40 protein-coding genes and 1 pseudogene are annotated in these 20,521 nt (G+C 44.2%); 40 read left to right on the top strand and 1 reads right to left on the bottom strand.

Features of this window, described 5'->3' with window-relative positions; translation table 11 throughout:
• From tuf to HY035_05325, 33 genes and pseudogenes are all read left to right on the top strand, one after another.
• Positions 1 to 145: elongation factor Tu (tuf, locus tag HY035_05165; GenBank protein MBI3377778.1), on the top strand; the 145-nt coding region annotated here is incomplete at its 5' end.
• Between the two features lie 76 nt (positions 146 to 221).
• Complete coding sequence (rpsJ, locus tag HY035_05170; protein MBI3377779.1) at positions 222 to 530, top strand: 30S ribosomal protein S10; 309 nt, start codon at positions 222 to 224, stop codon at positions 528 to 530.
• Complete coding sequence (gene rplC, locus HY035_05175) at positions 527 to 1,141, top strand: 50S ribosomal protein L3 (protein ID MBI3377780.1); 615 nt, start codon at positions 527 to 529, stop codon at positions 1,139 to 1,141. The genes rpsJ and rplC overlap by 4 nt, the downstream gene beginning before the upstream one ends.
• Before the next feature lies 1 nt (position 1,142).
• Positions 1,143 to 1,793, top strand: a complete 651-nt coding sequence (rplD, locus tag HY035_05180; GenBank protein MBI3377781.1) for a 50S ribosomal protein L4 — start codon at positions 1,143 to 1,145, stop codon at positions 1,791 to 1,793.
• Positions 1,790 to 2,080, top strand: coding sequence for a 50S ribosomal protein L23 (gene rplW / locus HY035_05185; GenBank protein ID MBI3377782.1), 291 nt, complete (start codon positions 1,790 to 1,792; stop codon positions 2,078 to 2,080). The genes rplD and rplW overlap by 4 nt, the downstream gene beginning before the upstream one ends.
• The gene (rplB, locus tag HY035_05190; protein ID MBI3377783.1) at positions 2,080 to 2,898 is read left to right on the top strand and encodes a 50S ribosomal protein L2; all 819 of its coding nucleotides are present in this window, start codon (positions 2,080 to 2,082) and stop codon (positions 2,896 to 2,898) included. The genes rplW and rplB overlap by 1 nt, the downstream gene beginning before the upstream one ends.
• Position 2,899: 1 nt before the next feature.
• On the top strand, positions 2,900 to 3,196 hold the full coding sequence (gene rpsS, locus HY035_05195; protein MBI3377784.1) for a 30S ribosomal protein S19: 297 nt from the start codon (positions 2,900 to 2,902) through the stop codon (positions 3,194 to 3,196).
• A gap of 17 nt (positions 3,197 to 3,213) precedes the next feature.
• Positions 3,214 to 3,552 (top strand): 50S ribosomal protein L22, encoded by a 339-nt coding sequence (rplV, locus tag HY035_05200; protein MBI3377785.1) that lies wholly within the window; start codon positions 3,214 to 3,216, stop codon positions 3,550 to 3,552.
• 75 nt (positions 3,553 to 3,627) lie between these two features.
• A complete protein-coding gene (gene rpsC, locus HY035_05205) occupies positions 3,628 to 4,275 on the top strand; it encodes a 30S ribosomal protein S3 (protein ID MBI3377786.1) in 648 nt (215 codons plus the stop codon).
• Positions 4,276 to 4,278: 3 nt separating this feature from the next.
• The gene (rplP, locus tag HY035_05210; GenBank protein ID MBI3377787.1) at positions 4,279 to 4,698 is read left to right on the top strand and encodes a 50S ribosomal protein L16; all 420 of its coding nucleotides are present in this window, start codon (positions 4,279 to 4,281) and stop codon (positions 4,696 to 4,698) included.
• Positions 4,695 to 4,892 (top strand): 50S ribosomal protein L29, encoded by a 198-nt coding sequence (rpmC, locus tag HY035_05215; protein MBI3377788.1) that lies wholly within the window; start codon positions 4,695 to 4,697, stop codon positions 4,890 to 4,892. Before rplP ends, rpmC begins: the two co-directional genes overlap by 4 nt.
• Positions 4,893 to 4,905: 13 nt before the next feature.
• Positions 4,906 to 5,148 (top strand): 30S ribosomal protein S17, encoded by a 243-nt coding sequence (rpsQ, locus tag HY035_05220; protein MBI3377789.1) that lies wholly within the window; start codon positions 4,906 to 4,908, stop codon positions 5,146 to 5,148.
• 13 nt (positions 5,149 to 5,161) lie between these two features.
• Positions 5,162 to 5,530 (top strand): 50S ribosomal protein L14, encoded by a 369-nt coding sequence (rplN, locus tag HY035_05225; GenBank protein ID MBI3377790.1) that lies wholly within the window; start codon positions 5,162 to 5,164, stop codon positions 5,528 to 5,530.
• A gap of 3 nt (positions 5,531 to 5,533) precedes the next feature.
• Entirely contained in the window at positions 5,534 to 5,854 is a 321-nt protein-coding gene (locus tag HY035_05230; protein MBI3377791.1) for a 50S ribosomal protein L24, read from the top strand.
• Between the two features lie 2 nt (positions 5,855 to 5,856).
• Positions 5,857 to 6,429: a 50S ribosomal protein L5 gene (gene rplE / locus HY035_05235; GenBank protein MBI3377792.1), complete on the top strand. Its 573-nt coding sequence runs from the start codon at positions 5,857 to 5,859 to the stop codon at positions 6,427 to 6,429.
• A 3-nt stretch (positions 6,430 to 6,432) separates the two neighbouring features.
• On the top strand, positions 6,433 to 6,618 hold the full coding sequence (locus tag HY035_05240; protein ID MBI3377793.1) for a type Z 30S ribosomal protein S14: 186 nt from the start codon (positions 6,433 to 6,435) through the stop codon (positions 6,616 to 6,618).
• 11 nt (positions 6,619 to 6,629) lie between these two features.
• Positions 6,630 to 7,022, top strand: a complete 393-nt coding sequence (rpsH, locus tag HY035_05245) for a 30S ribosomal protein S8 (protein MBI3377794.1) — start codon at positions 6,630 to 6,632, stop codon at positions 7,020 to 7,022.
• A 97-nt stretch (positions 7,023 to 7,119) separates the two neighbouring features.
• A pseudogene (gene rplF / locus HY035_05250) lies at positions 7,120 to 7,662 on the top strand (50S ribosomal protein L6).
• 100 nt (positions 7,663 to 7,762) lie between these two features.
• Complete coding sequence (locus tag HY035_05255) at positions 7,763 to 8,131, top strand: 50S ribosomal protein L18 (GenBank protein ID MBI3377795.1); 369 nt, start codon at positions 7,763 to 7,765, stop codon at positions 8,129 to 8,131.
• 104 nt (positions 8,132 to 8,235) lie between these two features.
• Entirely contained in the window at positions 8,236 to 8,760 is a 525-nt protein-coding gene (rpsE, locus tag HY035_05260) for a 30S ribosomal protein S5 (protein ID MBI3377796.1), read from the top strand.
• The gene (gene rplO / locus HY035_05265; protein ID MBI3377797.1) at positions 8,757 to 9,197 is read left to right on the top strand and encodes a 50S ribosomal protein L15; all 441 of its coding nucleotides are present in this window, start codon (positions 8,757 to 8,759) and stop codon (positions 9,195 to 9,197) included. The genes rpsE and rplO overlap by 4 nt, the downstream gene beginning before the upstream one ends.
• 61 nt (positions 9,198 to 9,258) lie before the next feature.
• A complete protein-coding gene (secY, locus tag HY035_05270; GenBank protein MBI3377798.1) occupies positions 9,259 to 10,569 on the top strand; it encodes a preprotein translocase subunit SecY in 1,311 nt (436 codons plus the stop codon).
• Between the two features lie 30 nt (positions 10,570 to 10,599).
• Positions 10,600 to 11,346 (top strand): type I methionyl aminopeptidase, encoded by a 747-nt coding sequence (gene map / locus HY035_05275; protein ID MBI3377799.1) that lies wholly within the window; start codon positions 10,600 to 10,602, stop codon positions 11,344 to 11,346.
• Between the two features lie 24 nt (positions 11,347 to 11,370).
• Positions 11,371 to 11,589: a translation initiation factor IF-1 gene (gene infA, locus HY035_05280; protein MBI3377800.1), complete on the top strand. Its 219-nt coding sequence runs from the start codon at positions 11,371 to 11,373 to the stop codon at positions 11,587 to 11,589.
• 30 nt (positions 11,590 to 11,619) lie between these two features.
• Positions 11,620 to 11,733: a 50S ribosomal protein L36 gene (gene rpmJ, locus HY035_05285; GenBank protein MBI3377801.1), complete on the top strand. Its 114-nt coding sequence runs from the start codon at positions 11,620 to 11,622 to the stop codon at positions 11,731 to 11,733.
• Between the two features lie 55 nt (positions 11,734 to 11,788).
• The gene (gene rpsM, locus HY035_05290; GenBank protein ID MBI3377802.1) at positions 11,789 to 12,163 is read left to right on the top strand and encodes a 30S ribosomal protein S13; all 375 of its coding nucleotides are present in this window, start codon (positions 11,789 to 11,791) and stop codon (positions 12,161 to 12,163) included.
• A gap of 3 nt (positions 12,164 to 12,166) precedes the next feature.
• Entirely contained in the window at positions 12,167 to 12,553 is a 387-nt protein-coding gene (gene rpsK / locus HY035_05295; GenBank protein MBI3377803.1) for a 30S ribosomal protein S11, read from the top strand.
• Between the two features lie 2 nt (positions 12,554 to 12,555).
• The gene (gene rpsD / locus HY035_05300; protein MBI3377804.1) at positions 12,556 to 13,182 is read left to right on the top strand and encodes a 30S ribosomal protein S4; all 627 of its coding nucleotides are present in this window, start codon (positions 12,556 to 12,558) and stop codon (positions 13,180 to 13,182) included.
• A 36-nt stretch (positions 13,183 to 13,218) separates the two neighbouring features.
• Positions 13,219 to 14,256 carry a DNA-directed RNA polymerase subunit alpha gene (locus tag HY035_05305; protein MBI3377805.1) on the top strand — a complete coding sequence of 346 codons (1,038 nt, stop codon included), beginning with the start codon at positions 13,219 to 13,221 and terminating at the stop codon, positions 14,254 to 14,256.
• Positions 14,246 to 14,680 (top strand): 50S ribosomal protein L17, encoded by a 435-nt coding sequence (gene rplQ / locus HY035_05310; GenBank protein MBI3377806.1) that lies wholly within the window; start codon positions 14,246 to 14,248, stop codon positions 14,678 to 14,680. The genes HY035_05305 and rplQ overlap by 11 nt, the downstream gene beginning before the upstream one ends.
• A 173-nt stretch (positions 14,681 to 14,853) precedes the next feature.
• On the top strand, positions 14,854 to 15,042 hold the full coding sequence (locus HY035_05315) for a hypothetical protein (protein ID MBI3377807.1): 189 nt from the start codon (positions 14,854 to 14,856) through the stop codon (positions 15,040 to 15,042).
• A 368-nt stretch (positions 15,043 to 15,410) separates the two neighbouring features.
• A complete protein-coding gene (locus HY035_05320; GenBank protein MBI3377808.1) occupies positions 15,411 to 15,689 on the top strand; it encodes a type II toxin-antitoxin system RelE/ParE family toxin in 279 nt (92 codons plus the stop codon).
• Positions 15,690 to 15,699: 10 nt separating this feature from the next.
• A complete protein-coding gene (locus tag HY035_05325) occupies positions 15,700 to 16,008 on the top strand; it encodes a HigA family addiction module antidote protein (protein ID MBI3377809.1) in 309 nt (102 codons plus the stop codon).
• A 60-nt stretch (positions 16,009 to 16,068) separates the two neighbouring features.
• On the opposite strand, the gene HY035_05330 is transcribed toward HY035_05325, so the two are convergent.
• Entirely contained in the window at positions 16,069 to 16,863 is a 795-nt protein-coding gene (locus HY035_05330; GenBank protein ID MBI3377810.1) for a YkgJ family cysteine cluster protein, read from the bottom strand.
• Positions 16,864 to 16,980: 117 nt separating this feature from the next.
• On the opposite strand from HY035_05330, the gene HY035_05335 reads away from it, so the two are divergent.
• From HY035_05335 to HY035_05365, 7 genes are all read left to right on the top strand, one after another.
• On the top strand, positions 16,981 to 17,415 hold the full coding sequence (locus HY035_05335; GenBank protein MBI3377811.1) for a DUF296 domain-containing protein: 435 nt from the start codon (positions 16,981 to 16,983) through the stop codon (positions 17,413 to 17,415).
• Between the two features lie 142 nt (positions 17,416 to 17,557).
• A complete protein-coding gene (aroQ, locus tag HY035_05340; protein ID MBI3377812.1) occupies positions 17,558 to 17,986 on the top strand; it encodes a type II 3-dehydroquinate dehydratase in 429 nt (142 codons plus the stop codon).
• A gap of 5 nt (positions 17,987 to 17,991) precedes the next feature.
• Positions 17,992 to 18,654, top strand: coding sequence for an aminopeptidase P family protein (locus HY035_05345; protein MBI3377813.1), 663 nt, complete (start codon positions 17,992 to 17,994; stop codon positions 18,652 to 18,654).
• Entirely contained in the window at positions 18,651 to 19,046 is a 396-nt protein-coding gene (locus HY035_05350) for a M24 family metallopeptidase (protein ID MBI3377814.1), read from the top strand. The genes HY035_05345 and HY035_05350 overlap by 4 nt, the downstream gene beginning before the upstream one ends.
• Positions 19,047 to 19,142: 96 nt before the next feature.
• Positions 19,143 to 19,706, top strand: coding sequence for an elongation factor P (gene efp / locus HY035_05355; GenBank protein MBI3377815.1), 564 nt, complete (start codon positions 19,143 to 19,145; stop codon positions 19,704 to 19,706).
• Between the two features lie 116 nt (positions 19,707 to 19,822).
• Positions 19,823 to 20,251: an acetyl-CoA carboxylase biotin carboxyl carrier protein gene (gene accB, locus HY035_05360; GenBank protein ID MBI3377816.1), complete on the top strand. Its 429-nt coding sequence runs from the start codon at positions 19,823 to 19,825 to the stop codon at positions 20,249 to 20,251.
• Between the two features lie 29 nt (positions 20,252 to 20,280).
• Positions 20,281 to 20,521: hypothetical protein (locus HY035_05365; GenBank protein ID MBI3377817.1), on the top strand; the 241-nt coding region annotated here is incomplete at its 3' end.

The following is a 20,521-nucleotide window of genomic DNA, read 5'->3' on the forward strand; positions in this document are numbered from 1 at the left end:
AATGGAGATGGTGATGCCCGGGGACAACGTAACCATAACAGTAGAACTGATAGCGCCGATAGCCATGGAAAAGGAACTGAGATTCGCGATAAGAGAGGGCGGCCGTACAGTGGGAGCAGGAGTTGTGACAGAGGTAATACAGTGAAAATTAAAAGTTTAAAGTTTCCCGCCTCGGGCGGGTTCGCTGAGGCGAAAGAGTTGAAAGTTAGAGCGGGAAAGCAATAATGAACCAGAAAATAAGAATAAAACTAAAAGCATATGACCACAGAGTGCTTGACAAGTCTGTCAAAGAAATAGTTGATACTGCTCAGAGGACAGGCGCAAGGATAGGCGGCCCTGTTCCGCTGCCTACACGGATAAGTAAGTTTACTGTTTTAAGGTCGCCTCATGTAGACAAAAAGTCAAGAGAGCAGTTTGAAATAAGAACACATAAAAGACTTATAGACATATATGATCCAACTCCCCAGACTGTCGATGCATTAATGAAACTGGAACTGGCTGCAGGAGTTGATGTGGAGATAAAGCTGTGATAGGTATTTTAGGTAAAAAATTAGGCATGACACAGATATTTGCTGAAGGCGGGAAGATTGTTCCTGTCACAGTAATAGAGGCAGGGCCATGCTGTGTTGTTCAGGTTAAGACCCTCGAAAAAGACGGATACGAAGCGGTTAAGGTCGGATTCAATGAAATAAAAAAAGATAAAAAGGTCAATAAGGCGTTAAGCGGAGTATTCAAAAAAGCAGGGGTCAAACCGTACAGGCTGCTTAAGGAATTTGCTATGGGAGACCTTAAGGTCGGAGACTTTGTCACTGTTGAAAAGTTTAACAAGGGAGACAATGTTTCCGTAACAGGCGTTTCTAAGGGTAAAGGTTTTCAGGGAGTTATTAAGAGGCATAAATTTGCAGGCGGGCCTGCTTCTCACGGTTCTACGTTTTACCGTGCGCCAGGCTCCATAGGCGCAAGTTCTTATCCTTCGAGGGTATGGAAAAATCAGAAGATGCCCGGACATATGGGTTCCGAACGTGTAACGGCAAAAAATCTTACAGTAGTGGACGTCAAAACTGACCAGAACATTCTGATGATCAGAGGCGCAGTTCCAGGCGCCCCAGGCGCTTATGTGATGATAAGGAAGGAAAGCTGATATGCCTGAGATTGAGATAAAAGACAGAAATAATAAAAAAGCAGGCAAGATTAACCTCCCCGAGGAAATCTTTGGGCTCAAAGCAAGCAGCGCTGTTATGCATGATTCCGTGATAAACTTTCTTGCCAATCAGAGGCAGGGGACTCACGCTACAAAGACCAAGGGGCTGGTGAGCGGCGGAGGCAAAAAACCATGGAAGCAAAAACATACAGGTAGGGCGCGTGCAGGGAGCAGCAGGTCTCCTCTGTGGAGGAGCGGCGGAACAACGTTCGGGCCGCAGCCCAGGGATTACTCTTACAGTATTCCCCGCAAGGCTAAACATCTGGCATTAAAAAGTGCACTTTCAGCAAAACTTGCAGATGGAGAAATTACATTGATAGATGACCTCTCAATTAACAAGCCTTCAACAAAAGATATGGCGGCTATAATAAAAACACTTGGATTTGAGGGGGAAAGCCTGCTTATAGTAATACCTGAAAATAATAACAATATAAAACTTTCAGTAAGAAATATTGCCGGCGTTCATGTAGCGTGCGCATCAGACCTGAACGCTTATACTGTAATTGCTCATAGCAGGCTGCTTATTACAAAAGGAGCGGTTGCAGGCATCTCGGAGAGTCGAGTCTACGACAAGGGGGCTGAGACAGCATGAAAAGCCTTTATTCTGTTATTAAAAAACCGCTTTTCACTGAAAAGGGCAGCAATCTTAAGGAGTCACAAAATAAGATACTTGTTGAGGTTGCAAAGGATGCAAACAAGCTTGAGGTAAGGAAGGCGATAGAGGAGATTTTTAAGGTTAAGGTAGAGAAGATTGCCACTATAAATACTTACGGAAAACAGAAGCGGCACGGCAAATCAATTGGCAGAAGGTCTGACAGGAAAAAGGCAATAGTTACCCTTAAAAAGGGTGAAAAACTTGATTTTATTGAGGGTTCATAATGGGAATAAAAAAATATAATCCGACTTCGCCCGGCAGAAGATTTCAGACTGTTTCTGATTTCAGCGAATTAACTGTGGACAAGCCGTACGAACCGCTGGTCAGGTCTTTAAGCAAGACAGGCGGCAGAAGTAACACTGGCCGCGTAACTGTATGGCATAGGGGCGGAGGAAATAAAAGGGCCTACAGGCTGATTGATTTCAAAAGGGATAAGGCAGGCGTTCCGGCAATTGTCGAAACTATAGAGTATGATCCAAACAGGTCGGCAAGGATTGCTCTGCTTAAATACAGAGATGGCGACAGGAGATATATTATTGCCCCTGTTTCACTTCGGGTAGGAGACGAGGTGGTTTCGGGCAGGGGAGCCGAGATTAAGGTAGGCAATGCGCTGCCTTTAAGTGATATACCGCTGGGTTCGTTCATGCATAATGTTGAGATTAGGGCAGGACAGGGAGCCATGCTCGCGCGGAGCGCAGGAGCATCTGTCCAGCTTGTGGCAAAGGATGAAAAATACGCGCAGGTAAGACTTTCTTCCGGCGAGGTAAGGCTTATTCCTTCAGAGTGCATGGCGACAATAGGGCAGGTCAGCAATGTTGAGCATGAGAACATCTCTTACGGCAAGGCAGGAAGGATAAGATGGTTTGGGAAGAGGCCTCATGTAAGGGGCGTTGCAATGAATCCAGTAGACCATCCTCTGGGCGGTGGAGAAGGAAAAAGTTCAGGCGGCCGTCCTCCGTGCTCGCCATGGGGCAAGCCGGAAGGCATCAAGACAAGGCACAACAAGAGAACAAATAAGTTTATTGTGAAGAGGAGGAAATAAATTGCCGCGCTCATTGAAAAAAGGACCGTTTGTTGATGAGAAGCTGATGAAAAAAGTCAGGACTATGATTGAAAGCGGAGATAAAAAGATTATAAAAACATGGTCAAGGCGTTCTACGGTAGTGCCTGACTTTATAGGATATACATTTGCTGTTCATAACGGCAGGAAATTCATCCCTGTTTATGTAACTGAGAATATGGTGGGGCATAAGCTTGGTGAATTTTCACCAACGCGCACTTTCAAGGGGCATTCAAAATCTGAAAAGGCAGCGCCTGCTAAGGCACCCGCTAAGGCATAGGGAGAAAAAAGGTTAATATGGAAGCGAAGGCTATATTAAAGTTTGCGAGGATAACCCCGAGAAAAGTTCGCAGGGTTGTGGACCTTATCAAGGGGAAAAAGGCAGGGGACGCGCTTATTGCCCTGCGGTTTATGCCTTACAGAGGCGCAGATATTGTGGAAAAGATATTAAAGTCTGCCATGGCAAATGCAGAGCAGAAGAAGGCAGTTAATCCTGAGGATATGAGTGTTAAGGCATTTGTAAATCAAGGCCCTTCATTGAAGAGAGTTGAGCAAAGGTCAATGGGGAGGGCTAATATTATCAGGAAAAAGATGAGCCATATAACAGTAGTTTTAACAGAGGAAGTTAAAAGTTAAGAGTGAAAAGTTGAAATCAGAGAAACTTCATACAACTCTTAGCTCACAACTTTTAACTTATTCAGGAGGTAAATTTTGGGCCAGAAGACGCATCCGATAGGAATTAGGCTTGGGATAACAAGGACGTGGGATTCGCGGTGGTACATTAAGCGGGGATATGCTGATCAGTTAAATGAAGATATCTCTATAAGAAAGGTAATCAAAGACAAGTTGTTCCACGCAGGCATTTCACGCGTTGAAATTGAAAGGGCAGGACAGAAGGCAAGGGTAATTATTCATACAGCCAGGCCTGGAATTATTATAGGGAAAAAAGGCGCTGAGGTTGAGAAGCTCAGGAAGGATCTTGAGGCGATGACAGGAAAGCAGGTTGCAATAGATATAAAGGAAGTAAGAAAGCCCGAGGTTGACGCACAGCTTGTTGCCGAGAATATAGCCCTTCAGCTTGAAAAGAGAATTGCATTCAGGAGGGCGATGAAGAAGTCAGTTATCTCGGCGCGGAGATTCGGGGCTCTTGGTATTAAGGTGGCATGTAACGGCCGGCTCGCCGGTGCTGAGATCGCGAGAAGCGAGTGGTACAGGGAAGGCAGGGTTCCTCTTCACACTTTCAGGGCAGACATAGACTATGGATTCACAGAGGCAAAGACGACATACGGAAAAATAGGCGTTAAGGTTTGGATATATAATGGCGAGGTGCTCCCGCAGGCACACAAAGGGGTGGAGTAAGCCATGCTGATGCCGAAGAAAGTCAAGTTCAGGAAGATGCAGAAGGGCAATATGCGCGGCAAGGCATATACGGGCTCCAAAATTTCTTTCGGAGAATTCGGGCTTAAGGCCATGGAGCCGGGCTGGGTGTCAAGCAGGCAGATTGAGGCAGCAAGGATAGCAATAACAAGACATGCCAAAAGGGGCTGTAAGCTATGGATAAGAGTATTCCCTGATAAACCTATAACTAAAAAACCTGCAGAAACAAGAATGGGTAAGGGTAAAGGTAATCTGGAATACTGGGTTGCTGTTGTTAAGCCGGGCAGAGTTCTGTATGAAGTTGCCGGGGTTACAGAGGAGATAGCGAAGGAAGCGCTTAGTCTTGCATCTTATAAGCTTCCGATTGCTACGAGGTTCGTAAAGAGGGGGGCTACAGTAGCATGAAACCCTCAGAATTAAGGGCGTTAACAGTAGAAGAGCTGAAACAGAAAGAGCAGGACACAAGGAAAGAGCTTTTTAACCTGAAGTTCAGGCTTGCTACAGGTGAGGTGGAAAATCCTAAGCGTATAAATGCACTTAGAAAAGATATAGCTAAGATACTGACAATAACAAGCGAGAAGTCAAAAGTTAAAAGTTAAAAAAGAGGTCGGAATGGCAGAAAAAACTTATAAAGGCAAGGTTGTTAGCGATAAGATGGACAAAACCGTTGTGGTTGCTGTTACAAGGCATGTTCAGCACCCTGAATATAAAAAGGTGGTTAAGAAGATAACCAGGTTTAAAGCCCACGACGAAGAAAATAAGTGCAAGGTGGGGGATATAGTTTCTATAACCGGGACACGGCCGCGCAGCAAAGATAAAAGGTGGACCGTTTTAAGCATACTTGAAAAGGCATAAGGAGCAATAGGGAATGATTCAGGACAGGAGCATACTGGAAGTAGCGGACAATTCAGGCGCCAAAAGAGTCAGGTGCATAAAAGTACTTGGCGGCATGCGCAGGAGATATGCGCGGCTTGGAGACATAATAGTCGTCAGTGTTCAGGAGGCTATCCCTGAATCCAATGTCAAGAAAGGCGCAATAGCAAAGGCTGTTGTGGTAAGGACAAAAAAGGAGCAGAGGAGAGCTGACGGTTCCTACATAAGGTTTGACCAGAACGCGGCAGTGCTGATTAATCCGCAGGGAGAGCCCGTAGGCACAAGGATATTCGGGCCTGTTGCGAGAGAGCTTAGATGGAAAGCATTTATGAAAATAATATCGCTGGCGCCGGAGGTGCTGTAAATAATGGGATTCAATATTAAGAAAAACGATACGGTTTTAGTTGTAACCGGCAAGGAAAAAGGCAAGAAGGGGCGTGTGCTCTCAGTCATGCCTTCAAAAGATAAACTGCTGATAGAGAGGGTAAATATTATAAAAAAACATATGAAGCCAAATAAGAAGTATACGCAGGGCGGGATTATTGAGAAGGAGTCTCCTCTTCACAGATCAAATGTTATGCTCATGTGTCCCAGGTGCAGCAAGCCTGCAAGGATTTCAAATATGGCTTTTGAAGACGGAAAAAAATCACGGGTGTGTAAAAAATGCAAAGAAGCGATAGACCAATAAAGATTTCAAGGTTAAAGACGAAATATTCAAAAGAGATACTTCCTGCTCTTAAGAAGGAGTTTGCGTACAAGAATGTTATGCAGGTTCCAAAAGTTGAGAAGGTGGTTCTTAATGTAGGGCTTGGCGAGGCGATTCAGAACATTAAATTGCTTGAGGCAGCTCAGAAAGAACTCGGCATCATTACAGGGCAGAAGGCAGTTATTACCAAGGCCAAGAAGTCAATTGCGACCTTTAAACTCAGGCAAGGAATGCCTATAGGATGTAAAGTTACATTAAGGGGCAATATTATGTACGAATTTCTGGACAGATTTATAAACCTTGCACTGCCGAGGGTCAGGGACTTCAAGGGTGTCTCGGCAAAGGCTTTTGACGGAAAGGGCAACTATTCAGTCGGAATAAAGGAGCAGTTTATCTTTCCTGAGATAGAATATGACAAGGTTGAATCTGTTCATGGGCTTGACATCACAATATGTACAACTGCTAAAACGGATAAGGAAAGCAAGGCATTGCTGACTCACATGGGAATGCCGTTCAGGAAAGAAAAGGTAAAAAGCGAAGGCGAGAAAAAGGAGTAATTGATGGCTAAGACTTGTATGATAGAAAAGGTGAAGAAGGCGCCTAAGTTTAAGGTAAGGGCGTACAACAGGTGCAGAATCTGCGGCAGGCCGAGGGCGTTTCTGAGAGATTTTGGGATATGCAGGATATGTTTCAGGAGCCTGGCCCTCAAAGGGCAGCTGCCCGGCGTAACAAAATCAAGCTGGTGAAGAGGTGACAAATGATGACTGATCCAATAGCAGATATGCTTACACGCGTTAGAAATGCGATTACTATTCGTGCAGAAAAAGTTGATATTCCTGCCTCTAAGCTTAAGCTTGAAATAGTGAAAATCCTGAAGGAAGAGGGTTTCATAAAGGCATATAAAATCTTAAAAGATGATAAGCAGGGTGTTTTAAGGATTACGCTTAAATATGTTGATGGGAATAATGTTGTATCCGGGTTGAAAAGAATAAGTAAACCCGGACGCAGGGTTTATGTAAACAGCAAAAAGATCCCGAGGGTAATGGGAGGCATAGGCATGGCTGTGCTGACAACGCACAAGGGAGTCGCTACTGACAGTACCTGCCGCCGTGAAGGCGTTGGCGGAGAAGTTATTTGCTATATATGGTAATAAGAATGGTGAGAGTTAAAAGTTATAAGTTAATAGTTAAAAATTTTAAAACTTTCAACTTTTCACTTTCAACTCTTAACTTTTTAAAGGGGAATAAATGTCGCGGATAGGGAAAAAACCGATAGATATACCAAAAGGTGTAGATGTAAAAATTGCAGATACAACTGTTAATGTCAAAGGACCGAAAGGCGAGCTTTCATCCGGGTTTCCTTCCGGAGTGCGGGTTGTAGTAGATGAAGGGAAGATAGTAGTTGAAAGGACAGGAGAAACTAAGGATATTCGGGCATTGCATGGACTTACAAGGAGTCTTATATCAAATATGGTGTCAGGAGTTTCATCAGGTTACCAGAGAGTGCTTGAAATTACGGGTACAGGTTACAGAGCTCAGGTTCAGGGCAATAAACTTCTGCTTGCTCTGGGATATTCTCATCCTGTAGAATTTATTCTTCCGCCCGGTATTAAGGCTGCCGTAGACCAGAAGCAGACGCAGATTACATTAACAGGCATTGACAAACAGCAGATGTGACAGATCGCGGCAGATTTAAGGGCGCTGAGGTCTCCTGATATCTATAAAGGCAAGGGAGTGAGATATGCCGGTCAGAGATTGAAGCTTAAGGTAGGCAAGGCAGGGAAAAAATAGCTTCGCAAGTGAAAAGTTGGAAGTTGAAAGTGAAAAGTGAAAACAAAAAACTTTTAACTTATAACTCTTAACTTATAACTTAGATTATGGAGGTTGCAAGTTGGCAGCAGAAATAAAGGACGCAAGAACAAGAAGGCACGAAAGAATAAGGAAAAAAGTTGCGGGCACAACTGAGAGGCCGAGGCTGTCAGTTTACAGGAGCCTGTCACACATGTATGCCCAGATTATAGATGATTTTAAGGGCAGCACTATTGCCGCCGCATCAAGCCTTGATAAAGAGCTGAAAGGTAAAGATAAGAAGTCCGGGAAAGGAAACATCGGGGCAGCAAAGCAAGTTGGCGAGCTTATAGCAAAGAAGGCATTAAAAAAGGGGATAAAGAGGGTTGTTTTTGACAGGGGCGGCTATCTTTATCATGGCAGGGTTAAGGCCTTAGCTGATGCTGCCAGAGAAAACGGACTTGAATTTTAAATACAAAATGCAAAATTCAAAATGAAAAATTATGGAATCCTTCATTTTGAATTGTTAATTTTCAACTTTGAACTTTCAACTTTGAACTTTTTGTAACAGGGGGTATGGTGAAAAGAATTGATTCTGATGGACTGACTCTAAAAGATAAGGTTGTATTTATAAACAGAGTTGCAAAGGTTGTGAAGGGCGGAAGAAGATTTTCTTTTGCTGCGCTGGTTGCTGTTGGAAACGGAGCCGGCATAGTGGGTATAGGCAAGGGCAAGGCAAAAGAAGTTCCTGAGGCAATAAGAAAGGCTGTTGAGCAGGCAAAGAAATCATTGGTTAAATTCCCCATGAAAGATGGAACAATCCCCCACAGGATAACAGGCAGATTCGGTTCCGGTTATATTGTTATGAATCCTGCAGTCAAAGGCACAGGACTTATCGCAGGCGGCGCTGTAAGGGCAGTGCTGGATGTTGCCGGCATACAGGATATCGTTGCCAAAGCAATCGGCAGCCATAATCCTTACAATACCGCAGAGGCTACTATTGACGGGCTGTTAAAGCTTAAGGACCCTGATGCAGTCCGCAGATTGAGGGGAAGGACAGAGGAAGAAGCGCAGGAAACAAATAGCGGAGGAGTTAAATGAGGATAGAGGATTTAAAGCCTGCAGACGGCTGCAGAAAAAGAAATAAGAGGGTGGGCCGCGGAATAGGTTCGGGCCATGGCAAGACGTCCTGCAAGGGGCATAAAGGGCAGAAGGCGCGCTCCGGCAGCGGAAAAGGAGCAGGTTTTGAAGGCGGGCAGATGCCGTTGCAGAGGAGAATTCCAAAGAGAGGGTTTAAAAATTATTTTACGAAGGAATATGCAGTAATAAACCTGAAAGACCTTGCAAGGATTGAAGACAGTGATGTTATAACGCCGGAACTGCTTGTTGAAAGAGGGGTAGTTAGGAAGATTAAAGACGGAATCAAGATACTCGGTGCCGGCGAGATAAAAAGACCGGTTACAATAAAGGCGAAAATATTCAGCGCTGCAGCTGCAGCCAAGATTGCCGCTGCAGGCGGCAAAGCAGAAACAATTTAAAATTCAAAAAGCAAAATTTAAAATGATGGAATTCCTTTTTTTAAACTTTAAACTATAAACTATGGGTGTCCTTTCAAACTTTCAGAATATATTTAGAGTCCCTGAGTTAAAAAACAGGGTTCTCTTTACGCTCGCACTCCTTATTGTATACAGGATAGGAGGCCATATCCCGACCCCGGGCATAAACGGCGAGGAGCTAAGCAAATTCCTTGCTGAAAGCGGCGCCGGCGCTCTTATGGGGTTCTTTGATATGTTTTCAGGCGGAGCGCTTTCAAGGGTTACCATATTTGCCCTTGGGATTATGCCTTATATAAGCGCTTCAATTATTTTTCAGCTCCTGACAGTTGTTATACCTGCAATCGGTAAGCTTGCCAAAGAGGGAGAGGCCGGCAGGAAGAAGATTACAAGATATACGAGATACGCAACAGTAGTTATTGCAGCAATACAGTCTTTGGGAATATCCATCGGTCTTGAGAGCATGGCAGGAGGCGCTTTTATACAGAGTCCCGGCTGGTCATTCAGGTTGGTTACAATGATAACCCTTACATCAGGCACAGCATTCATAATGTGGCTTGGAGAACAGATTACAGAAAGAGGGATAGGCAACGGCATATCGCTTATTATCTTTGCCGGTATTGTGGCAAGATTTCCTAATGCTGTAATCAGCACATATCAACTGTTAAAAGCCGGAGAACTGTCAATATTCCTTGTTATCTTTCTGATGGCGATGATGGTTGCCGTTATCGGCGTGATTATATTTATTGAGAGAGGGCAGAGGAAGATACCTGTTCAATATGCAAAGCGGCTTGTCGGTCGCAAGATATACGGCGGCCAGAGCACTCACCTTCCTTTGAAGGTAAACACATCAGGTGTTATTCCGCCTATATTTGCATCTTCCATAATAATGTTCCCTGCGACTATCGCGGGTTTTATAGCAATCCCGTGGGTTCAGGGCGTTGCAAAGCAACTTTCTCCGGGCACTGTTTTTTATACAATGCTCTACGTTAGCATGATATTCTTTTTTGCTTATTTTTACACTGCAATTGTGTTTAACCCCATAGATATAGCGGACAATCTTAAAAAATATGGGGGATACATTCCGGGCATAAGGCCGGGACAGAAGACATCGGAATACATTTACAGGGTTATGTCGAGATTAACATTTGTCGGCGCAGTGTATCTCGCAGTTGTGTGTATCATTCCTGAGATTCTTATAAAGAGATTCAATGTCCCTTTTTATTTTGGCGGGACATCGCTTCTGATTGTTGTCGGAGTTGCCCTTGACACAGTGTCACAGATTGAATCGCATCTCGTTACCCGCTCATACGAAGGTTTTTTAAAGAAGGGCAGGATAAAGGGCAGAAGGGGATAAGCCAAATTCAAAATTCAAAATTTAAAAAGAATGATTGTCATAAAGACTCCTGAGGAGATTGAGAAGATGGCGAAAGCCTGTAAAATAGTTGCCGAGATACTGGAAGATCTGAAGGCATTTGTGAAGCCCGGTATTACAACAAAAGAGATAGAAATGTTTGCAGAAGAAAAAATAATTTCAAAGGGTGGGACCCCTGCATTTAAAGGATACAGGGGATACCCTGCCAGTATATGCACGTCTGTGAATAATCAGGTTGTTCACGGAATACCCTCCCGTGTTAGGCTTAACGAAGGGGATGTATTAAGCATAGACCTTGGAGTCTATAGCGATGGTTTTTACGGGGACGGAGCTGTTACCCTGCCTGTCGGCGAGATAAGCCCGCTTGCAAAAAAACTTTTGAAGGTAACAGAGGAAGCTCTTTACAAAGGGATTGATAAAGCCACGCCCCGCAACAGGGTCTCGGACATATCATCTGCCATTGAGAATTATGTTGAGGCAAACGGTTTTTCTGTAGTGAAGGCATTTGTCGGCCACGGGATTGGGATGGCGCTTCATGAAGAACCTCAGGTACCGAATTTTGGCGTCTCAGGGCAGGGGCCGAGACTAAAGGAAGGCATGACCCTCGCAATTGAGCCTATGGTTAATACAGGCGGGTATGGGGTCAGCATACTTGACGATGGATGGACGGCGGTTACCCTTGATGGCGGACTTTCCGCTCACTTTGAGCATACGATTGCCATTACTGACGGAGACGCAAGAATCTTGACGAAAACATAATATAGATGTTATACTTTTCAGCTAATGCCTAAAGAGGAAAATATAGAAGTAGAGGGAAAGATTGTTGAAACGCTGCCGAATGCGATGTTTAGGGTAAAACTTGAGAACGGGCAGATAATTCTCGCTCATATTTCCGGCAAGATGAGGATGCATTTTATAAAGATACTGCCGGGCGATAAGGTTACAGTGGAACTCTCGCCTTATGACCTCACAAGAGGCAGGATAACATATAGGTTTAAATAAAATTAAAAGTTAGAAAGAGCAGAGGTAGACATGAAAGTTCGTTCATCTGTAAAACCAATATGCGCTAAATGCAAGGTTATAAAAAGGAAGGGTGTTAGAAGAATAATATGCGAAAATCCCCGCCACAAACAGAGGCAGGGATGATTAAAAAAATAAAAGTTCAAAGTTCAAAGTTAAAAATTAAAAGGCAGGAGTTATAATGGCGAGAATCGCTGGTGTGGATTTACCAAAGAATGAACGGATTGAGATAGGGTTAACAAGGATATTCGGGATAGGCAGGTCTTTGTCAAAGAAAATACTTGATGAGACAAAGGTTAATCCTAACATAAGGGTAAAAGATATCACAGACGAAGACATCGTAAAAATAAGATCTGCCATTGACAGGGAGTATAAAGTCGAGGGCGACCTCAGGCGTGAGACCACAATGGGGATTAAAAGGCTTATGGAAATTGGCTGTTACAGGGGCATAAGGCATAAGGCAGGGCTTCCTGTGAGGGGACAGAGGACAAAGACAAATGCCCGCACCCGCAGAGGGCCAAGGAAAACCATCATGGGCAAAAAGAAGGAGGCATAGCTGATGGCTCAGCGGAAAAAGGGCGCAAGGAAAGACAAGAAGCATGTAAATGTCGGAGTTGCGCATATTCAGGCAACATTTAATAATACAATAGTATCCATAACGGACCCTAACGGGAATGTTGTTGCATGGGCAAGCTCCGGGAGTCTTGGGTTCAAGGGTTCGAGAAAAGGAACGCCTTATGCTGCACAGATGGCAGGAGAATCAGCGGCTAAAAAGGCAATTGATGTGGGGATGAAACAGTTGGACGTTTTTGTTAAAGGGCCGGGCGCCGGAAGAGAATCAGCCATCAGGGCATTGCAGATAGCCGGACTTGAGGTTAACCTTATAAAGGACGTTACTCCTGTTCCTCATAATGGCTGTAAGCCTCCAAAGAGAAGGAGAGTTTAAAAGTGGCAAGATATACAGGGCCTTTATGCAGAGTATGCCGTAGAGAAGGGGACAAAATGTTTCTCAAAGGAGACAGGTGTTTCACTGAGAAATGTTCAGTGGAGAGGAGGAAATATCCGCCGGGCCAGCATGGACAAAGACGTACAAAAATCTCGGATTACGGTATCCAACTCAGGGAAAAACAGAAGACAAGAAAAAGTTATGGACTTTTTGAGAAGCAGTTCAGAATATATTTCCATGAGGCGGAAAGAAGGAAGGGCACAACAGGGGAATTACTCCTCCAGCTTCTTGAACGCCGCCTGGACAATGCAGCATTCAGAATGGGGTTTGCGATAAACAGAAGAGAGGCAAGACAGTTTATAACGCACGGACATTTTACCGTGAATGGGCGAGCAGTAAGCATACCTTCTTATCTTGTTAAGGCGGGAGATGTTATTGAGGTTAGGGAGAAAAGCAGAAAGATCCCGAGCCTGGCTGATAACATGTCAAGGCTTGAGAATAGAGAAATTCCTGCATGGGTTGAGGTTGACAGCACAAGCTTCAAAGGGAAAGTACTGCATATCCCCTCCAGAGAAGAGATGCAGCTGCCTGTTCAGGAACAGTTGATAGTTGAACTTTATTCAAAGTAGAGTTTTTAAAAATAAAAGAGGCGTGGGAGGCCTTAAATGGATTTAAAGAAAAAAGGCTTTCAGTTACCTGAAAACAGTGAGTTTGATGAAGAGACATTAACGAGCACCTACGGCAAGCTCGTAGCGGAGCCGTTAGAACGCGGGTTCGGGACAACACTTGGAAACTCCATACGGAGAGTTTTGCTGTCGTCCCTTGAAGGCGCGGCAGTAACAGCAGTAAAAATAACCGGTTCTGTTCATGAGCTTTCATCTATTACCGGCGTTAAAGAAGATGTGGTGGACATTATCCTGAACATAAAAAAGCTCAGGGTCAAGATGCACGCTGATGGAAAGCGGATCGCCACAATCAAAGTTAAGGGCCCGGGTGAAGTTAAAGGCAATGATATTCAGGTTGATTCAAGCGTTGAAATCCTTAATCCTGAACAGCTTATAGCCACCCTTGACAAAGGGGCTTCCTTTGAGGCTGAGATGTACATCAAGAAAGGCAGAGGATACGTATCAGCTGAAATTCACAAGGAAGAAGAGCTTCCTGTCGGCATGATTGCGGTAGACTCTGTTTTCAGCCCGGTCAGGAAAGTGAATTTCTGGGTTGAGAAGGCAAGAGTTGGAAGGGCAACAGACTACGACAGGCTCGTGATGGAAATATGGACGGACGGAAGCGTAACGCCTAAAAAAGCAGTCTCTCAGGCTGCGGCTATAGTTACGGACCATATGCGTATTTTCATGCTTGAACAAGACGAGGAAAATCCGGAGTTTGAAATGAGCAGCAGTTCATCTGCATCAGGAGATGCGCCGGCGTTTAATCCCAATCTCCTGAAGAGTGTTAATGAACTGGAGCTTTCTGTAAGAGCATATAACTGCATGAGAAATGCGGACATCAAGATTATTGCAGACCTTGTTGAAAGAACGGAGCCGGAGATGCTGAAGACAAAAAATTTCGGCAGGAAGTCTCTAAATGAGATAAAGGAAATGCTTCAGAACATGGGGCTTAATTTCGGCATGAAGATTGACAGGGAAATGGTGAATAAAATGGCAACTTCACAGGTCAGGAGTGTAGGACAAGATGCGTCATAAAGTTAGCGGAAGGTTATTCGGGAGAACGGCAAACCAACGGAAGGCGCTTCTGAAGGGAATAGTCTCCTCATTGTTAGAGCATCAGAGGATAGAGACGACCCTTGCAAAGGCAAAGGCCGCAAAAGCGATTGCTGAGAGAATTGTCACCATGGGGATAAAAGGCGACCTCCATTCAAAACGCCTTGTGCTTTCATATGTTCCGAACAGGGCTGTTGTGTCAAAGCTGTTCAGCGAGATAGCGCCGAGGTTCAGCGGCAGAAACGGCGGTTATCTGAGACTAGTGCAGACAAGGAACAGGGTTAATGACGGAGCTCCGATGGCAGTTCTTGAATTTATAGACTACGAGAGCATAAAGAAGCCTAAAGAGGACAAGAAGGCAAAGGTAGAGAAGAAAACCGAAGAGAAGAAGGCAGAGAAAAAGTAATTTTACCTTTAATAAAGTTTATTGAAAGCCCCGCTTTTTTGAAGCGGGGCTTTTTTGTTTAGAGCTATTGAGTATGCGAACTCCGTGTGAGAAACACTAAAATCACTGGTGCGGTTTCCGCATCCAGTGGATTTGTTTGTTAAACGTGCTTTTATATTTCTTAGGAGGATACGATGAAAAAGAAACTTGAAGCACCAGAATGGTTTTTCATGTGGGCGAAAGGACAGCCCTATATCACAATGATTTGCGGGTGGAATAAGAAAGCCGTAATCTGGCAGTGTGAAAAAGAACATGGCATCACATGGAAGAAAATATATGACCGTGGTGGGCGAGTGGTGCGGTGTAATGTCAGTATCGTTTAACAATTAATATCCGAAACTTCGCTTTTTCCGATGATTTAAAACACTATAGCACAAAAAGAAATATTAATGAACACAAAAAAGCAATAAAATCAGCGTATCAAATCTGGGGGCACTTCATATTTTGTGGTAATACGGACTAAAAACGCGCCTCGTAAAATATGGGGAAATTGTCCAATTCTATCAAAGAGTCCGATACTGTCCATCTCTGTTGTCATGCTGGTTTGTCCAGCATCCTTCTGAGGGATTCCGAACAAGTCGGAATGACAACTGCATTGAACAACAATTCACAAGAGCGGACATTTCTAAATTGGCAGAACACTGCGGAGATTTTGCTTGACAGATGTAACCATGCAGGTTACACTTAAAATGTGATTAAATCGTTTGTGCATAAAGGGCTTGAAAAGTTTTACAGCACAGGGAACACATCAGGCATTCGGGCCATACATGCCAAACGATTAAGATTGATATTAACCCTGCTTGACGCGGCAGTTGTTGTTGAAGATATGAATGCCCCCGGTCTCAGCCTTCACCGCCTGAAAGGAAGCAGAAAAGACATTTGGGCAGTTACGGTGCAGGCTAATTGGCGGGTGACATTCAGATTTAAAGGCGGCAATGCCGAAATCGTCAGCTATGAAGATTACCATTAGGAGGTATGATATGGGTATGTACAAGCCGGTTCACCCCGGAGAGGTGTTTAGGGAATTGTGGCTTGAGCCGCTGGGACTGACTCTGACCGAGGCAGCGAAGCGTCTTGGCGTTACACGTAAAACAATCTCCAAGATTATCAATGGACGAGGGGCTCTAACGCCTGAGATGGCGTTGAGGCTTGAGATTGTCTTCGGCGCTTCCGCCCAGTCATGGATGAATATGCAAACCGCTTATGACCTGTGGCAGATGTCGGCATTACGTAAAACGCTGCGTAAGTCGCTGCATCATTCTACCCACGCTACATCCATGGCGGCATAAAAACAAAAGGACAGGAATGTAATGGGATAAGAGCCCTACTCAGCAAAGCGCAGTCTTATGCTACTTCTTTGCCTTTATCGCTTCCGGTTTAACCTTCAGGCTCTCTTCCAACATCAGGAGATATTTAAGGTATTTAAACCCGAACTTCATGAGGGCAATTTCGTCTGTGCGCATCTTTTCTATTTCTTCTTCATCTATATCAAACACATCAAGGAAATTGCTGTCAAAGACGAACCGCCTGAATTTATCAAGGTCATAGCTTGCCATATAAAACTGAGTCTGTTTCTTGGGGTCAAGTTCTATTTTCCCAGGAAGATTCCTTCTCATCAGGATGCTTTTCCACTCCCTGTTCATCTCGTCATAGAGGCTTGACTCCTGATCAGCCCTCCATGATTCAACAGTCCATTCCGTGTTTTCTTCGTAACCGAGACAGTGCGGCTCCCGCACAAAGAAATAAAACTCCTCATGAATGCCCTGTCCGCTTGAGCCGATACCTTTCTTGAGAGTTGCCTGACCAATCGGATAGTATCTGCAGCTTACGGGCCTGTCCGTGTATATGGCGCATCCTTCAGGGAAGCTCACAAAGTGGCAGCCTCTTTTTTCATCCTTATTCATTTTGAGATATATGTAAGGATGTGATGACTTTTCATCAATCTTTGAAAATGTGTGTTTTTCGAGAAACTCCTCGGATGACATTTTGAGCCTGTTCTTCAGGCGCAGGACGTCATAAGGTGTGAGCATTATGTCAATGTTGCTGCAGCACTTTGTGAAGCACTTTATATCCTTATGGCAGCGGAATTTGAATTTTGTCTCAGGGTCAAGCCTTGCGGGCTGTACTACCTTCATGTTAAACATATGTGAAACCTTTCTTGATTTATGGGATTTGATATTTTAACATAATTTGGCTTTTAGCTGCATGATATAATAGCCATTAGAGAGCATTAGGAAGAAGTATAAAAGGAGACTAATTTTATGAAGTATCAGGTCGGGAAAACAGGAAGGGTTGTGGTTGCAAGGTTTGAAGATAAAGAGGATGTGCTTTCCAATCTTACGGATATAGCAAAGAATGAAAACATAAAGGCTGCTGTTGTTTATCTTGTGGGCGGGATGCGCGCAGGGAAAATCGTTGTAGGCCCGGAGAAAGATGTCATGCCTCCTGTTCCAATGTGGAGGGAACTCGGAGAAAGCCATGAAATCTTAGGCGTAGGCACAATATTTTATCAGGGCGATGAGCCGAAGGTGCATCTTCACGGAGCCTTCGGGAAAAGGGATGATGTCAAGGTCGGATGCCTGAGAGAAAAGTCTGAGACATTTCTTGTGCTTGAGGCGGTTATTGTGGAGATAGAAGGAGTTAATGCCATCAGAGAGCTTGACCCTGTTTCAGGCCTTGCTCTGTTAAAACTTTAGTATGGAGTATTATGCGGACTGCCCAAAATCCCCTCACTTCCTCAATGGATGCCGAGGGAGTAAGCAGTTGAGTTTAAGTGAGTAAAACTGATAAAATAGCTCGCAGCTTTAAACTGACAGCTATAATGGAATTGGAGGATATTTGAAGGTTTTAATCATACACGGGCCTAATCTTAATATGCTTGGGAAAAGAGAGCCGGAGATTTACGGGACTTTTTCCCTTGATGATGTTAACAATAAATTAACGGCGCTTGCTGCGGAACTTGGCGTGAAGCTCTCAATAATGCAGTCAAACAGCGAGGCTGAAATGATAGACGCCATTCAGAAGAAAGATTACGATGCGCTTATAATAAACCCTGCAGCCTATACACATACAAGCATTGCGATAAGAGACGCCATATCAGCGGTGGGCAGACCTGCTGTTGAGGTGCATATCTCTAATATTCATAAACGTGAAGAATTCAGAAAAAAATCCTATATCGCCGAGGTTGCAACAGGGCAGATAAGCGGCTTTGGCGGAGACAGCTACCTCCTTGCCCTCAGGGCTGTAAAAACCATTCTCTTTAACTAAGCCCCATGAACTCACGGCTTGCCGGCATAAGAGCGTCTTTTAAAGGCATTGACGGGTTTCTTGTAACTGATATAAATAATGTCAGGTATTTTACAGGATTCAGAGGCTCTTCAGGATTTCTGTTGATAACGAAGACAGCGAATTTTTTTGTTACTGACTTCAGATATAAAGAGCAGGCAGGGTGCGAGGTTAAGGGATGGGATATTGTTATTGAGAAAGAAAAAAGAGCCAGGACCGTCTCTGCGCTTGCCAAAAAGCTTGGGATAAACAGGCTTGGCTTTGAATCATCTGTTTCATACGGTTTTTTTGATGCGCTTTCAAAAAAAGGCATTGCTCTTAAACCTTTTAAGGATTTTATCGAAAGGCTCAGGGCGGTAAAAGAAGACAGGGAAAAGGCATTGATTAAAGAGGCTGTAAGGCGTGCGGAGTCAGCATTTCTTGCAGTAAAGCCTTATATCAAAGCAGGCGCAAAAGAGAAAAGACTGGCAATGATGCTTGAGGAGAATCTCAAAAGGGAGGGGTGTAAATCTATCCCATTTGATATAATAGTTGCTTCCGGCAGAAATTCTTCAATGCCTCATGCAAGGCCGTCAGAGAAAAGGCTGGATGCAGGAGACCTCGTTGTTATAGATTGGGGGGAGAAGCAGAAGGTTATTTTTCTGATATGACGCGGACACTGCTTATCCGAGGCGCTGATATTGGTAAAAAAAGGGAAATATACAAGACAGTGTTAGAGGCGAACAGAAAGGCTGTCTCAGCAATATTACCCGGCATAGACAGCAGGGAGATTGACAATTCTGCACGGGATGTTATAAAAAAGGCAGGATATGCCGGATTTTTTGGACACGGCACAGGGCATGGCGTCGGGCTTCAGGTTCACGAAGCACCGCATATAACTTGGAACAGGAAAGAGCGGATCAGGGAGAACATGGTGTTTACAATAGAACCCGGTATTTATGTCCCCGGAACAGGCGGGGTAAGGATAGAGGATATGGTGCTTGTGAAGCCCAAAGGGGCTGAAGTGCTGACGAGACTGCCGAGGAAATTGGAGGTTATCTAGTATGCAATTTGTCATGCTGAATTTATTTCAGCATCTGGAAAATATAAAATTAAATGAGACCCTGAAACAAGTTCAGGGTGACAGCGGAGGGTGGTATTGATTTCGACAAGTGATTTTAGAAAAGGCCTTAAAGTTGAATTCAAGGGGGAACCCTGCGAAATAGTAGACTTTCAGCACGTTAAAATGGGAAGGGGCGGCGCTATTGTCAGGACAAAAATGAGGAATATTAAAACCGGGGCAGTTCTTGAAGAAACATTCAGGTCAGGCGAAAAACTTGAGACCCCGGGGCTTGAAGAAAAGAGCATGCAGTACCTGTATTCACAGGATGAACTCTATTACTTCATGGATGAAGAGACTTATGAGCAGATGCCATTCAGGAGCGAGCAGCTTGGCGAGGCAATAAGATTTATTAAGGAGAATATGAAGGTTAAAGTGCTGTATCATAAGGACATGCCTATAAGTGTGGAGATTCCTACATTCGTTGAGCTCAAAGTTGTAAAAACAGACCCTGCGGGCTTTAAGGGCGATACAGCCTCAGGAGGAGGGAAGCCTGCAACTTTGGAAACAGGGGCTGTGGTCAGAGTGCCCTTTCATATAAATGAGGGAGATATGATAAGAGTTGATACAAGAACATCTGAATATATAGAGAGAGTAAAATAGTGTCAGTATCAGTAAATCAGTATTCAGTGTCAGTGGTTAGTGTCAGTAAGATTTGTCACCGACACGGACACTAAAAACTGAAACTGTAAGAGACTGACACTGAAACGGAGGGGAAAATGGAAATTGATGATTTAAAAGGACTTATAGAACTGCTTAAGGACACAGACATCACAGAACTTCAGATAGAAAAAGACGGCAATAAGGTTAAGATACGGAGAGAGAAACGGCTGTCTTCATTTGAATTATCAAGGCCTGTGGTTGCGCATGAAAAACCGGCAGTTGAACCGGCAGAGGACACTCAGAGGCTTATCACAGTAACTTCACCGATTGTAGGGACATTCTACAGATCATCATCTCCGGAGGCAGAGCCGTTTGTGCAGGGCGGTTCACGGGTTAAAAAGGGGCAGGTGTTGTGCGTTATAGAGGCGATGAAACTTATGAACGAGATAGAATCAGAGGTGGAAGGCGTTATTGTCAGGATACTTGTTGAAAACGGGCATTCCGTTGAATACGGCGAGCCGCTGTTTCTGATAGAACCGGTTTAACAGAAAGTTCTTGGAGAGTGTAAAAAGTGATGTCTGCAACTAAAAAGAACTGGAGCATAAAAAATATACGACTTACTTCTGTCCTGCTCCTATTAATGGTGATGGCTTTTTTCTTTTCATTTGCAACCCATTCTCATGCAATAACCATAACCGGCTCTGAAACAGTAACAACAAACAGCAATACAGCATATACGGCAACAGGCTGCAGCGGTTCTGTATCATGGAGCGTTACAGGCACAGGCGCAAGCATCAATTCAAACGGCGTTTTAA

The organism is Nitrospirota bacterium, assembly GCA_016195565.1.
In the GTDB taxonomy this organism is placed as follows: Bacteria; Nitrospirota; Thermodesulfovibrionia; order Thermodesulfovibrionales; family UBA1546; genus UBA1546.